13 protein-coding genes are annotated in these 13,348 nt (G+C 59.1%); 4 read left to right on the top strand and 9 right to left on the bottom strand.

Features of this window, described 5'->3' with window-relative positions:
- Positions 1-107: 107 nt before the first annotated feature.
- Genes GGD46_RS17480 through GGD46_RS17470 form a run of 3 tightly spaced genes read left to right on the top strand, consistent with a single transcriptional unit; the run spans position 108 to position 3,696 of the window.
- On the top strand, positions 108-1,073 hold the full coding sequence (locus GGD46_RS17480) for an ABC transporter permease (protein WP_184706101.1): 966 nt from the start codon (positions 108-110) through the stop codon (positions 1,071-1,073).
- Positions 1,073-1,972, top strand: a complete 900-nt coding sequence (locus tag GGD46_RS17475; RefSeq protein ID WP_184706099.1) for an ABC transporter permease — start codon at positions 1,073-1,075, stop codon at positions 1,970-1,972. Before GGD46_RS17480 ends, GGD46_RS17475 begins: the two co-directional genes overlap by 1 nt.
- On the top strand, positions 1,972-3,696 hold the full coding sequence (locus GGD46_RS17470) for a dipeptide ABC transporter ATP-binding protein (RefSeq protein WP_184706097.1): 1,725 nt from the start codon (positions 1,972-1,974) through the stop codon (positions 3,694-3,696). The genes GGD46_RS17475 and GGD46_RS17470 overlap by 1 nt, the downstream gene beginning before the upstream one ends.
- Positions 3,697-3,988: 292 nt before the next feature.
- Here the strand turns inward: GGD46_RS17470 and GGD46_RS33635 are convergent, their stop codons facing one another.
- The 8 genes from GGD46_RS33635 to GGD46_RS17435 form a co-directional block, all read right to left on the bottom strand.
- Positions 3,989-4,459 (bottom strand): hypothetical protein, encoded by a 471-nt coding sequence (locus GGD46_RS33635; protein WP_210325618.1) that lies wholly within the window; start codon positions 4,457-4,459, stop codon positions 3,989-3,991.
- An 89-nt stretch (positions 4,460-4,548) separates the two neighbouring features.
- A complete protein-coding gene (locus GGD46_RS33630) occupies positions 4,549-4,821 on the bottom strand; it encodes a hypothetical protein (RefSeq protein WP_210325617.1) in 273 nt (90 codons plus the stop codon).
- Positions 4,822-4,933: 112 nt separating this feature from the next.
- Positions 4,934-6,142, bottom strand: a complete 1,209-nt coding sequence (locus GGD46_RS17460; RefSeq protein WP_184706095.1) for a DUF3422 domain-containing protein — start codon at positions 6,140-6,142, stop codon at positions 4,934-4,936.
- 174 nt (positions 6,143-6,316) lie between these two features.
- Positions 6,317-7,165 carry a VOC family protein gene (locus GGD46_RS17455; protein ID WP_184706254.1) on the bottom strand — a complete coding sequence of 283 codons (849 nt, stop codon included), beginning with the start codon at positions 7,163-7,165 and terminating at the stop codon, positions 6,317-6,319.
- 133 nt (positions 7,166-7,298) lie between these two features.
- A complete protein-coding gene (locus tag GGD46_RS17450) occupies positions 7,299-7,985 on the bottom strand; it encodes an ABC transporter permease (RefSeq protein WP_184706093.1) in 687 nt (228 codons plus the stop codon).
- A gap of 4 nt (positions 7,986-7,989) precedes the next feature.
- Positions 7,990-8,697, bottom strand: coding sequence for an ABC transporter permease (locus GGD46_RS17445; protein WP_184706091.1), 708 nt, complete (start codon positions 8,695-8,697; stop codon positions 7,990-7,992).
- A complete protein-coding gene (locus GGD46_RS17440; protein ID WP_184706089.1) occupies positions 8,697-9,548 on the bottom strand; it encodes a transporter substrate-binding domain-containing protein in 852 nt (283 codons plus the stop codon). Before GGD46_RS17440 ends, GGD46_RS17445 begins: the two co-directional genes overlap by 1 nt.
- Before the next feature lie 47 nt (positions 9,549-9,595).
- Positions 9,596-11,023, bottom strand: coding sequence for a M20 family metallopeptidase (locus tag GGD46_RS17435; RefSeq protein WP_184706087.1), 1,428 nt, complete (start codon positions 11,021-11,023; stop codon positions 9,596-9,598).
- 100 nt (positions 11,024-11,123) lie between these two features.
- Between GGD46_RS17435 and GGD46_RS17430 the strand changes: the two genes are divergently transcribed.
- Entirely contained in the window at positions 11,124-12,020 is an 897-nt protein-coding gene (locus tag GGD46_RS17430; protein WP_281414666.1) for a LysR substrate-binding domain-containing protein, read from the top strand.
- 282 nt (positions 12,021-12,302) lie between these two features.
- Here GGD46_RS17430 and GGD46_RS17425 read toward each other — a convergent pair whose 3' ends face one another.
- A complete protein-coding gene (locus tag GGD46_RS17425) occupies positions 12,303-13,265 on the bottom strand; it encodes a magnesium transporter CorA family protein (protein ID WP_184706083.1) in 963 nt (320 codons plus the stop codon).
- Positions 13,266-13,348: the final 83 nt, after the last annotated feature.

The following is a 13,348-nucleotide window of genomic DNA, read 5'->3' as shown; positions in this document are numbered from 1 at the left end:
TGATCCCGGACCAAGGTTTTCGGGATCACCCGCAAGGCAGGATGCAGTCAAGCAACGCGTTCTTTTGGGCCTCAGAGCCTAGTCGTGCGCCCGTAAGGTTTATTCCTATGATCAGGATTTTAACGACAAGGCTGCTACAGGCCGTCCTCGTGATGGTTGCTGTGATCGCAATCGCCTTCATCATGTTCCGGTTCGTCGGCGACCCGGTCGCCGCAATGGTCCGCGAGGGCGCAAGCCAAGCCGAAAAGGACGCTCTGCGCGCCGTCCTTGGCCTCGACAGGCCGCTCGTTATCCAGTTTCTCAACTTCGTCGGGCGCGTATTGCATGGCGATCTGGGTACAAGTTTCCGCTATCAGCAACCTGTCGCCACCTTATTGCTGAGCCGGCTTCCCGCTACGCTGGAATTGGTGATTGTCGCCACGATCATGTCGCTTGCCATCGGCATTCCGCTCGGTGTCGTCTGCGCTCTGAAACCAAACGGAGCGCTTTCCCGGCTGACCCAGTCCTTGACGCTCGTCGGCATCTCAATGCCGACCTTCGTTACAGGGTTGCTGCTGATCCTCGTTTTCGCCGTCAATCTGCGTTGGTTGCCCTCCTCCGGGCGTGGTGATGTCGTCGATCTCGGCTTCTGGCAGACCGGATTTTTGACGCTCTCCGGATTGAAGTCACTCATCCTGCCATCGATCACGCTTGCTCTTTTCCAGTTGACGCTGATCATGCGGTTGGTGCGCTCGGAAATGATCGACGTACTCTCGTCGGACTATATCCGCTTCGCCTTCGCGCGCGGCCTGCCGCGCTCCTATATCTATGGGCGCCTGGCGCTGCGCAACGCACTGATGCCTGTCGTCACCGTAACAGGTTTGCAGATCGGCCAGCTCATCGCCTTTGCGATCGTCACCGAAACGGTCTTTCAGTGGCCCGGCATGGGTCTGCTCTTCACCAATGCGGTCGGCTTCCCGGACATTCCGGTTCTGTCCGCCTATCTCTTGTTCGTCGGCTTCCTGTTCGTTCTCATCAACACAGTCGTCGACATCCTCTACATCTTCATCGATCCCCGGCTGAGGACACGATAATGGCCAGGCAAGCTCAACTCATCCAGCGTCTCCCCCCGGTTTCGGTCATCATCGCCAGCTTGGTGCTCGCGACGCTGCTGGTACTTGTGATCTTCGCGCCGATGATCGCGCCGATGGATCCGCGTGACGTCTCCTCCTATTCGCTCATGGATGCGGAGATTCCGCCCGCCTTCATGGATGGCGGTGATCCGCGCTTCCTGCTCGGCACCGACAATCAGGGCCGAGATCTCGTCTCCGTGATCCTGTTCGGGCTGCGGATATCCGTGCTGATCGGCATCGGAGCCGTGCTGTTCGCCGCCATGATGGGCGTTCTTCTTGGCCTGATCGCCGGGTTTTTCGGTGGCAGGGTCGACAGCGTCGTGATGCGCATTGCCGATGTGCTGGTCAGCTTTCCGACGATCCTCGTCGCGCTTCTCATCAGCGGTGTCGCCAAGGCGCAGCTGAGCGCCGACACCGTTCTGACCTGGGCCCCCGCCATCCTGGTCTTTGCGATAGCCGTCAACGAGTGGGTGCAATATGCGCGCACCGTGAGGGCATCCTCCATGGTCGAGGTGTCGCGGGACTATGTCCGCGCGGCTAAGGTGATCGGACTGCCGTCGCGCCGCATCATGATCCGCCACATCCTGCCGAACGTGATCAGCACCGTCATGGTCATTGCCACCATTAACCTTGCCGGCGCCATTCTCACCGAAGCGACCCTGTCCTTCCTCGGTGCCGGAATGCCGCCGACCTATCCCTCGCTCGGCACGTTGATCCGGATCGGCAATGAGTTCCTATTTTCCGGCCTCTGGTGGATTGCCGTCATGCCAGCCACCGTTCTGGTGATCCTCGTTCTCGCCGTCAATATCATTGGCGACTATCTTCGCGATCGCTTCAACCCCAAACTGATGGCACGCTGATGATAAACGTACAGACACCTGTCCTCGACATCAGGAATTTGCGGGTCGAGTATCCCCTTGCCAATGGCGAGACGCTGGCGGCGGTCAACGACGTCAATCTGACTATTGCTCCGGGCGAGATCCACGCGTTGGTCGGCGAGTCCGGCGCCGGCAAGACCACCGTCGGCAATGCGCTCATGGGCCTGTTGCAGACGCCGGGCCGGATCGCTGCCGGATCGATCGTGATCGCCGGCAAGCCCATCGATGTGCATACCGGCCGCACCGAAGGCATCGTACCCGGCCGCGATGTCGGCGCGATCTTCCAGGATCCCATGACCAGCCTCAATCCGCTGTTTACGGTCGAGAGCCAGTTATGCGAGGGCATGCTGACGCATCTGAACATCAGCCGCCGCGAAGCCCGCACCCGTGCGCTCGACCTGATGCGGGCCGTCGGCATTCCGGAACCGGAACGGCGATTGGGCAGCTATCCGCATCAGTTGTCGGGCGGCCAGCGCCAACGCGTTGTCATCGCCACTGCGCTTGCCTGCAATCCCAAACTGCTCGTCGCTGACGAACCGACCACGGCGCTTGACGTATCCGTCCAGGCGCAGATCCTGAAACTTATTCGCGATCTCGCCAACGAGCGTCGGGTCGGCGTTTTGCTCGTGACGCACAATATGGGCGTCGTCGCCGAAATCGCCGACCGCGTGACCATCATGCAGAACGGCTGTGTGATCGAGAGCGGCCCGACACGCGAGGTGCTGACCGCGCCGAAGGCGCCCTATGCCCGCACGCTGATTGCCGCCGTTCCGCCGATCGATGTCAGGCTCGACCGCCTGCCCGTTCCAAGCGAGGAAACCAAGGTCACGCTCGATGCGCGTGAAAGCGTGCGCCGCAAGAGCGTCGAGACCGGCGCGGAAACGACCGACGACATCGTGCTGAACATCCGCAATCTCTGTGTGGAATATGGGAAGCGCTCGCTCCTGGCTGGCCGCAAGTCTTCGATCTTCAAGGCCGTGAAAGACGTATCCTTCGACGTCCGTCGCGGCGAAATCTTCGGTCTCGTCGGCGAGTCCGGTTGCGGCAAAACCACCGTCGCGAATACGATCGCCGGGTTGGTGCCACAGAGCTCGGGCGACATCGACTTTCAGGGAAAGCCCCTTGCAGGCAGCCGCGATCAATCCGTCCGCCGCGCGATGCAGATGGTATTTCAGGATCCATATTCGGCACTCAATCCGCGCCTGCGGATCAATTCGGCGATCGCCGAGCCCATCCTCTTCTACAGGCTTGCGGCGAATAAAGAGGAAGCGAGACTGGACGCAAGGACGTTGCTCGAGGCCGTCGGCCTGCCGGGTGAAGCCGGCGCGCGCTTCTCGCATGCATTTTCAGGCGGCCAGCGTCAGCGCGTCGCGATCGCCAGGGCGCTGGGGCCACGACCAACAATGCTCATCTGCGATGAACCGACCTCGGCGCTCGACGTCTCTGTCCAGGCCCAGATCCTCAATCTCTTGAAAGATCTGCGCGACCTTGCCGGCCTGTCGATTCTCTTTATCAGCCATGACCTCGCGGTCATCCGGCAGATGTGCGACCGGGTTGCGGTCATGAAGGCTGGCGAGATCGTTGAACTCGCAGACACGGAAACCCTGTTTTCCGCGCCGAAGCATGACTATACGCGCGAGCTCTTGCACCTGGCGCCCTCGCTCGATCGCATCTTTTCCAAGGCGGAGACCGTGGCAAGCGCGTGAGGCGCGCAAGCAGAGAGCCTACCCATCTACTCGGGTTACCCGCAGTCGTCCCGTCACCGACATGCCCCAAAGGTGACGGCGGCCGACCCAGCCGCTGTCGCGCCTTGCGGCAGCGGCTGGGTGACTTTGAACTCCAGGCCGCTGATCTCCTGCTCCCTGGCGATTGCAATCTTCGCGGTCGGCATTGTTCCGCGGCTTTTGCGATGTGTATCCTGCTTTCGTTCGTGGTGGAGCAAGATACAGCCACATGACTGATAGCTGCTGGGATGGATCCAGCTTTCCACGGTGTAGGTCACGTCAAAGTCTTGAACGCGCGCCTGGCACCATCGTTTAATTCAAACCCGATGCCTGGAATATCAGGAGGATTTGACCGCCCTTCACCGATCATCGCTCCGGTAAACAGGCCGCTGAATGGGTAAAAAGCGAACGGCGTCAATTCCGCCCCGGCAAGCCCCATCGCTGCGACCACATGCAGGCAAAACAAGTGCCCGCCAAGCGGCCAGAAGGAATTACGATCCCAGCCGAGTGACGTCAGATGATCGACAATGTCGATATATCCGGGAAGGCGGTAGCAATGGACAGGATCGAAGACGAGGACATCTCGCACACGGCGTAGCCCTGCGTGACGATCCAGCAGCTTGGCTTCCGCGAGCGAAAACAGAGCTTCGCCGGCAGCAAGGCGGCCGGCATAGACGTTCAGCAATGCGGGCTTGAACTGGAAAGTCCAAGGGACTGCAGGCGTCTTCGAACCAGCGGAGGCCAAACGAGGCGAGCACCGACGCCGCAGTAAGCCCCTGGTCCAAATCGTAGAGGTTCATGGCCACCGCGCTTTTCACCGGTCATCGTTGCCTTTCACGCTCGGAACGGATCGATATTGTCACCGGCGTTGTTCATGAGCAGCTCCCGCGATGCATTCAAGACGCGCGGCGCAAAGCGCTCGCGGATCAGACCGCTCTGCCCGAACCGGCCGACGGAGGCATAGCCGTATCCGACGACAGGCTTGCCGTCTCGCAGCATATTCGTGGTCACGGCGGCAATGCTCGTGGTCAGTCCACCGGTAGGCAAGGCATGATCGGTACATCTGGATATGGGTAACAGCCGTTCGCTGACGTCAATTATTCTCAACCGTCATCTCCTACTTGCGTTCGATGAGGAGAAGAAGCCCGCAGGGACAGAGCTGCGGCATCTGCATTTCAGCCAGACTGTTCTGTCGGCGCTGCGTTTCACCAAAGCGAACTCATGACCTGAGCGCGTGCCTTACCCTCAGGATTGCAAGAGCAACTGCGCCGATGACAACCGGAATCGAAATCAGCATATAGATCGGATCGATATGAAGGCCGGCGTGATCGGCGGTTTCGAACGCAACCTTGATCAAGCTTAGAAGATAGTAGCTGATCGCAATGATCGACAGCCCCTCCACTGCCCTCTGGATCTTCACCTGCGTTTCTGCCCGCTCGGCCATCGCCTGGATCTGGACCGCATTTTGCACTTCAATATCGACCTGGATTCGGGTCTGCAGCAAATCAATCAGATGCATGGTCGCGTGCGAAAGCTGCTCCAGCCGCAGGGCCGTCGCCTCGCAACTTCTCACCGCCGGCTTGAACCGTCGGGCGACGAACACTCCGAAGCGCTGGAAACCCGGCACATGCGTTTCCCGCAATTCGACGATGCGCTCCTCGACGATCTTGGCATAGGCTGCCGTCGCGCCAAATCGGTTCCGCGTCTGCGCGGCCGCGGAAATCACCTCGGCTGAAAGTTGCGAGATCTCATCAAGAAGACGCTTGTGCTCTTCTGCGGAGGTTGTCGCATGACGATTGGTCAGTTCGACGAGCTTTCGGTCGTATCCACCAAGAGCCGGGCCAAGCCGCCTGGCGTCCGGAAGACCCAACAACGCCATGACACGGTAGGTCTCGATCTCATAGACCCGCCGGATCATCCGCCCGAGACGATAGGCGTTCAGATCGCTGTTGAAGAGAATGGCTCGGCTGGACCTATTGTCTCCAACACGAAAATCCGAGCAGACCAGCGCCGCGCCGCCGCCAATCGTAGACGCGGCAGTGTCGCCAAAATGGAATGCCGATAGAAACGGTCCCAGTTCGGCTGGTGCCGCCCCGCAGACAAGGATCTCCAATCGGCAAATAAACGACCAGTCCGATAGCCCGGCCAGTCGCGCGGCCTCTTCTGTCGAAAGGTTGCTGCCCGGCCATTCCCGCGGTTCCCTTTCAAGAGGGGTAACCCTCGTCACGGTAACGAATTCCGTGTGAAACTCGACCTGTGTTGACGCACCAGCCAATTCATCATCGGCCTCAATGGTACGATGGTTTGGATGGTGGGCCGTGGACGCAGTTCCTGCCAATGCTATATGTTCGACGACGGCGGGGCCGGAGAAATAGATTGACGGCCGTGCATGTAGCTCGGAATTGAAGTCGAGTGCAGTCGCTTGCATTTAGCCCCCCCAATATTCCTAGGATCTATAGCGTCAGGCTCGTGACGATCGCAAATATCTATCCTTGAACTCGCTGCGGCAGAATGTCCCGAGCGACACGAGCAGCTGCTGTCCAGTATCTGGATGCATGCCCTTCAGGTAACGGCTTCGTACCGGCAGGATTTCCCCAAGCCCTCACTGCGAGGAAAGCGAATGAATCTCGGCGACATAACCGCCGGGGAATTCGACCATCGCCGCCTTACCTCTGTCCGAGGTATGGGGATCGACGAGGACAGTTGCGCCGTTCGCCTTGGCCTTGTCGAGCGTCGCGGCAAGATCGGAGACCTCGTAACCCGTCGTCTCGTGGCCATAGGGGTAAGGTAGATAACCGTCAGTTGCGAGCACGGTCATCTTGCCAAAGACAGATTCGATGCGAAGACGGTGAAATGTATCGTTGGGGCGGCCGATCTCGATGCCGGAGGCCTTTTTGTCGTCAGACACGACCTTGCCGTCAGAAAAGGTCAGGAAGGCTTTGACGAACTTGTCGACGGCATCCGGTGATACATAGACACGGTTCTCGGGAACTTTATCGAGAGCCGCATAATCGGGCTTGGTTATATGCCAGTAGAGCTGCATATTGATGCCGCCCGGCCATTGAATGACGGCATCCCGACCGATCGGATCGGGGAAGGTCTCAACGACGACCGACGCGCCGACGGCGCGGGCTGCGACGACAGCTTTATCCAGATCGGTCACCAGATAGCCGGTTCGCTCCGCTCCGAAGGGGTAAGGGATCGGCGTCTTGAAGCCGAAGAGCGACACAGTTCCGACCGGCGTTTGGAGAAGTTGCGACGTCGTGCTGCTCGGCGTCGGCGTCACGGTCGCAACCACCTGCTTCGTGCTCGTACCGCCGAACGTGCCGAGAAAACTTGTGACGAAAGCGTCCACCTTGTCCGGAGCGACATAGACGTGGGTCGTGTCATATTGCGCGCCCACGCCGACTTCTGCATGGGGCGTTTGGGCGAGCCCCGCCTCGGTCTGCATCAGGGAAGCCGCGATGAAAAATCCGGCAGTATAGGTATTGCGGGCAAGCATATTCGGGGCCTCCATGGTGATTGAGGTATCCTGATCGAGATCGAGCCCGGTTGCCAGCAGAAAGCGGATGAAGATGCATAGCCTATGCGGCCAATCCCGGAATTGAGAAACGCGCTTCGACGGTCCTGAACAACAGCATGATAACGGCATTCAGGATAAGATAGATGGCGGACACCATGACAAATACCTCGATCACATCATAAGTCTCGCTCATCAAATCTCTCGCCGTGCCCGTAAGTTCCATGACCGTCACCGTCGAGGCGAGAGACGTTGCCTTGATGGTGATGACGACCTCGCTACTTGAGGCTGGGATGGCGCTACGCGCCGCTATTGGCAGGGTGATGAGGAAGAATGTCTTGACGCGGGTCAAGCCAAGCGATGTGCCGGCCTCCGCTGCACCCTTCGGGACGGCGCCGAGGGCGCCGCGAATGACCTCGGCGACGTAGGCTCCAGATCCAATCGCCATTGCGAACACGGCGCAGATATATGGATCGCGCAAGAGGGGCCAAACGAAGCTGCTGCGCACCACCTCGAACTGGCTAAGTCCGTAGTAGAGCACGAAAAGCTGCACAAGCATGGGCGTCGATCTGAAAATCAAGACGTAGAGGTCGGCCAGCCTTCGTGGGATGCGGTGACGAGAGCATCTGGCCCATGATGCCAGGGCCCCAAAGCCGAAAGCCAGCGGAACGACACAGGCGGTCAGACCGAGCGTCGCCGTTGATGCGCCCAAAAGCTTTCCGGCGATATAGAGAAATTGCTCCGTATCCATGCGATCAGCTATGCCTCAATCTGTTTTCCATCCAATGGAAGAACCGGTTCGATACGAGGACGATCGTGAAATAGGTCAGGGCGGCAAGCCCATAGAACAGGAACGGTTGTCCCGTTGTGCGCCCGGCCGAGCTTGCCACGCGCATCAGCTCGCTGACGGCAATGATCGACAGGAGTGTCGTCTCCTTGACCGCCATGATCCAAACGTTGCCGAGCCCCGGCAGTGCGAGCCGCAGCATTTGCGGAATGACCACGAACAGCATCCCGTGCGTCGGCCTCAGCCCGAGAGCGTGACACGCCTCGAACTGGCCTATCGGCACCGCCTTGAACCCGCTGCGATAGACTTCCGTACTATACGCCGCAACAACGAGCGTAACGGCAATGACGCCGATGAAGAACGCGTCGATCTCGATATAGTCATTATATCCGAAGCCGCTCGCAATCCACATCAGCAGGCTATTGGTGCCGAAGAATAGCAGAAAGATGACAAGCAAGGGCGGCACCCCGCGCAGAAGAACCGTGTAGGCGGTCGCCGCACCCGACAGAAGCCGGGAAGACCCAAGCTTTGCAAAGGCAATGAGAAGGCCGAGCAGTGCGCCGAAGAGATAACCAAGCAGCGCACAGATCACCGTTACACCAAGCCCTTTTAACAAGGGCTTGCTCCATGCCAACACATCCCAGGAGAAAAGAGCCGACAGGGACGCTGCGCTCATCAACCGGCTTCCCTGCAGCGATCCGGATCGGGCGCCGTTGCGATGTCGAAACCCAACCATTTCTGCGAGATCTGGGTGACGACACCCTTTCGCTTGAGCACACAAAGCGCCTTGTCCCAATCATCCTGCAACGGCTGCTCATTCTTGCGCAGCAATCCGCCAACGCCGACGCCCAGATAAGGAAAATCCTTGAAGGTGAGGTCCGGGCTGAGGATCTCGACATCCATCCCGTTGGCTGAGCGAACGAGATCGACCCAAGGCGAGCGCCCGGCGACGGCAGCATCGACACGGCCGGCTAACAGATCGAGATTGAGACTATCCTGATTGTCGTAGAGCCGCACCGTCACATTGCCGCCCAGTTCCGCATCGACAAACTTCTGGCTCTGCGTGCCTGATTGAACGCCGACGGCCTTGCCCTTCAATGCGGTTTTCAAGTCGGGCCAGGTCTTTGCGCCGTTAAGTCCTTCGCCTTTCCGGGCGGCGACATTGATCGGCAAATTGCCGTAACTTTGTGTAAACAACAGCCGCTTTGCGCGCTGCGGCGTAATCGAGATACCACCGATCAGGATGTCATACTTGCCCTGCTCAAGCGCCGGGATCAGGCCCTCCCACGGCTGCGTGCCGAAACGGCAGGACCGATGCATCTCTTCGCAGACGGCCTTGGCAAGATCTATATCAAAACCCACCAATTCTCCGGAAGCCTCCATACTGGCCCAAGGCTTGTAGGCACCTTCCGTGCCGATCCGCACCTCTGCCTTGGCGCCGTCCTGCGCGCTGACGCCGCCAGCACCAAGGCAGGCCGCAGCGGCTATCGCAACACCGACAGCCACCCATGATTTCAACAGGTTCATTCGCTCCTCCCAACTCTCTTATATCGCTGACGATCAACTCGTGATCATCAGCCTTCCTGCTCCCGATTGGCATTTTGTGAGCCGCGCCTCGGCGGCGGATCGTCTGTCCCGAGATCCCAGAACAGGCCGGTCATGATGGCGAGCCCCTCGGCAACGAGGGGTATCAGCAAATGCTCATCCGGCGCATGCTGACTGCAGCCTGAATAGGAATGCGGCACCCAGACGGTCGGTATGCCAAGCAGATCGGCAAAGCAATTGTTCGGCAACGAACCGCCGGCATTGGGAAGGACGGTCGCAACTTGCCCTGTCGTCCTATGGATGGATGCGACGGCCCATTTCATCAGCGGATGCTCAGGATCAAGCCGGGTGGCGCCCCAATCATACTCGAAGGTGCTGCTGACCATCTGGATGCGATGGAAGCCTTTGCGGTCAAGAAATTCCCGGATCGCCTCATGAAAGCGAGTGGGATCTACATCCACCGTATAGCGGATTTGCATGCGCGCCCAGGCTTTTGGCGGGATGGCGTTGACCGGATGGTCAGGTGTGCCGGCGGTCATCGCCAGGACCTCCAGAGAGGTCCAGCCAAAGACGCGTTCCGCCGGCGTCAAATCCGGCTCGCCCCACCAGGGATCAAGTTTCGGCCCCTCGGGGTTTTCCCTGATCTCGATCGCACGCAGGGCTTGTGAGACGGCTGGCGGCATCGAATCCGGAACAATGCCGCGCACCCTGATATGCCCCTGTTCCGAAATGAGGGAGGCTATCGCATTGCTGAGGATCGTCGCTGGATTAGCGATCAGGCCACCCCAGTTACCGGAATGATGCCCGCCGGCGCGCAGATCGCAGATCAAATCGAAATCGTAGGTTCCACGCGTCCCACCGACGAGCGTCGGCCGATCGGCGATCAGCCGTGGGCCATCCGAAGCGATCAGCCAGTCCGCTTTCAGCTCATCCTGATACTTCTCGCAGAACTCATAAAGTCCTGCCGACCCAGTCTCCTCGGAGGTTTCGAGTAGAAAGACGAGGTTGTATCCAAGGCGCTGGCGTACTGCCAACACAGCTTCGATCGCCAATGCGGCAATCGTGTGCTGCCCTTTGTTGTCCGCCGTTCCCCGCCCGAAAATGCGATCGCCTTCGACGGAGATCGTCCATGGGTCTCGATTGGCGCTCCATTCACCCTCCATGCCAAGGACGACATCGGCATGACCGTAGACCAGCAAGGTTGGAAGTGCTGGGTCCTCGATCCTACGCGCGATGAGGAACGGTCCGCCGCCAGGCATCTCATTGGAGATGATCTGACGGTCAAACCCGAGCCGCTCCAGATCATCTGCGAAGTGAAGGAGATATCGATTGCAGTCGGCAATGCGGGCAGCATTCTGGCTCTCAGTGGGAATGGCAACCCTCTTTGCCAAATCATGGAGAAAGCGACCGTCCGAACCATAGGCTCGCGCAATTTCCAAAGCAGCGTCTCGAGACATAGTTTCCCTCACCTTTGTCGTTGACAAAGATAAATCAGAGGGCGATTTCTTGCGCAAACCAATAATTTTCCTAGAGACCCTTAGAAAAACTAAGCCATCCATGGTTCGTCATCTACCTCCCCTCACCGCACTGAGAGCATTTGAAGCAGCTGCTCGGCATTTGAGTTTCGTCCAGGCCGGAGCTGAACTGGGCGTGACCGCAGGCGCCATCAGTCACCAGATGAAACAACTGGAGGAGTGGGTCGGGGGAGCATTGTTCGAGCGTCGCGCCAATGGCGTCACCCTGACGGAGAAGGGCCTGCTTTACGCAAAGAAGCTTGGCGCGGTTTTCGACCAGATCTCATCCGCCTCCCTCTCCACTCGCGCGGGCGAGATGAAGAGCCAGGTATTGATCCGGTCCCAGTTTTCGGTTGCCTCGCGATGGCTTGCCCCGCGCATGGCCCACTTCAACCAAGCCCATCCCGATATATCGGTCAGTATCGCCGCCCTTCCGCAGCGGTGGAATGTTCAGGATCCGCCGCCCGATCTTGCCATCTACCAAAGTCTAGGCAATGTCGCAGGCATGCAGCAGGATCTGCTGCTTGGCGGACATCTTGCCGCTGTCTGCGCTCCCGAACTCCTTGAGCGCCTGCCGAAGCAGCCGACACCTGCGGACCTCTTCGGACAGCCATTGATCAAGATCGAGTTCATGGAGCCCGGCTGGCACGACGTCGGCTGGGCTGCGTGGTTCCTCGAAACCGGATTCGGCAATGTCGACCTGCATTTTGCCATAACCTTCAATCTGATCTTCCTTGCCGTCGAAGCATGTATCGCAGGTGGCGGGTTTGCGCTCATTCCGAATTTCATGATCGAGAAGGAGCTCGCTAAGGGGACCCTGGTCGAACCCTTCGGCATCTACCTGCCGATCCGCCAGCCCTATGTGTTGATGACGCCGGAACCGAGCCTGAAGCGACCCGAGGTGGCAATCGTGCGGGACTGGATCCTGTCGCAGCGATAGCGAATATCGCCGGCACAATGCTCGTACAGATAGCCCCGAACTTGCCCGGGAGATCCTCCTCGAAACAGGCGCGAGCTTCCTTGGACCCGGCGCGCAACCTCCCTTGGCATCGCTCTATCTGATAGTCAGCGAGAGCCGCAATATGTCGCGGCGGCCTTGCGGGTGGCGGCGGCTCCCTGTCTTTCGATCGTGCTGACACCGCTTGCCTTAGTTGTGGCTGTAATTGGGCTCGCAGTCGATTGACCTATCTCGAGTTTCGCCGTTTCGCCATCACCAGCCGGCTTAGAACCAGCCCTTTATCTTGAACCAGATCAAGGGAATGATCGCGCTGATCAGGATCGCTGCCCAGCCATACTGATAGCCCCAGACCCAGTCATATTCCGGCATGTTTTTGAAATTCATGCCATAGACGCCAGCCATCAAGGTCGGCGGGATGCCGACGATCGAGACGATCGTCAGAACCTTGAAAATATCGTTCTGGGCTATGCCGATCAGGCCGACCAGTGCATCCAGAACGAATTGGACCTTATTGGCCAATTGCTCTTCGTAATCCGAAAGGGAATGGATGTCCTGTCGCAGGCTGCCGACGCGCGGCTTCAACACTCCGCCGTCCCAGTCACAGGCATATTGCTCTGCATAGGCAATGACACGCCCGAGCCCCTGCAGGCCGTCGCGCAGTTCCGAGAGACGGTCACCAAGGCGACCAACCTGTCGCAATTGGCCGCGTAGAACCCGATTGGCCCGCGCGGGATGGCGACCGCGAGTATCGTCGGCGCGGAACGCCTCGACCGAGAGGCCATTCAATTCGCCAGCCAAATGCTCAAGAATGTCGGCAACGTGGTCGACAATCTCTTCGCACAATAGAACGAACACTTCGACGCTCGATTTCGGCATATCCTGGTCGGCAGCAAATTTGCCAGCGACCGCCTCGAAGGTGGGCAGCGGCATGAACCGAACGGTGACCAGCCTGTCGGCAGACAAAACAAATCCCAATGGCGGGGTTGCCTGCACGCCTTCAGGACGGCGGGCCGCCGATGGCGTGCTCATATAGAGCATGCCGTTGCGCTTCTTGAGACGGCTCGACACCTCGATCTCGCTGAGGGCGCCCAGGGACGGCAATTTCACCCCGAGCAATTTTTCGACCTGAGTCACCTCTTCGGCAGAGGGATTGAGGAGATCGATCCACAGTGCGTCCCTGGCGGCCTCTTCCGCCATTCCGGCTTTAGCTGGGTAAATATTCAGCATTGTTTGGATTATCCCTCGATTGGCGTGTTTCCGGTCTCCGGGAACGAGAGTGATCAGTCTGACCTAATGCTGACAGACCCCGA

Origin of the sequence: Martinezella lusitana (genome assembly GCF_014207095.1) — a bacterium.
Lineage (GTDB): Bacteria > Pseudomonadota > Alphaproteobacteria > Rhizobiales > Rhizobiaceae > Rhizobium > Rhizobium lusitanum_B.
Note: the sequence above shows the minus strand (reverse complement) of the source record. Positions and strands in the feature narration are given on the sequence as shown.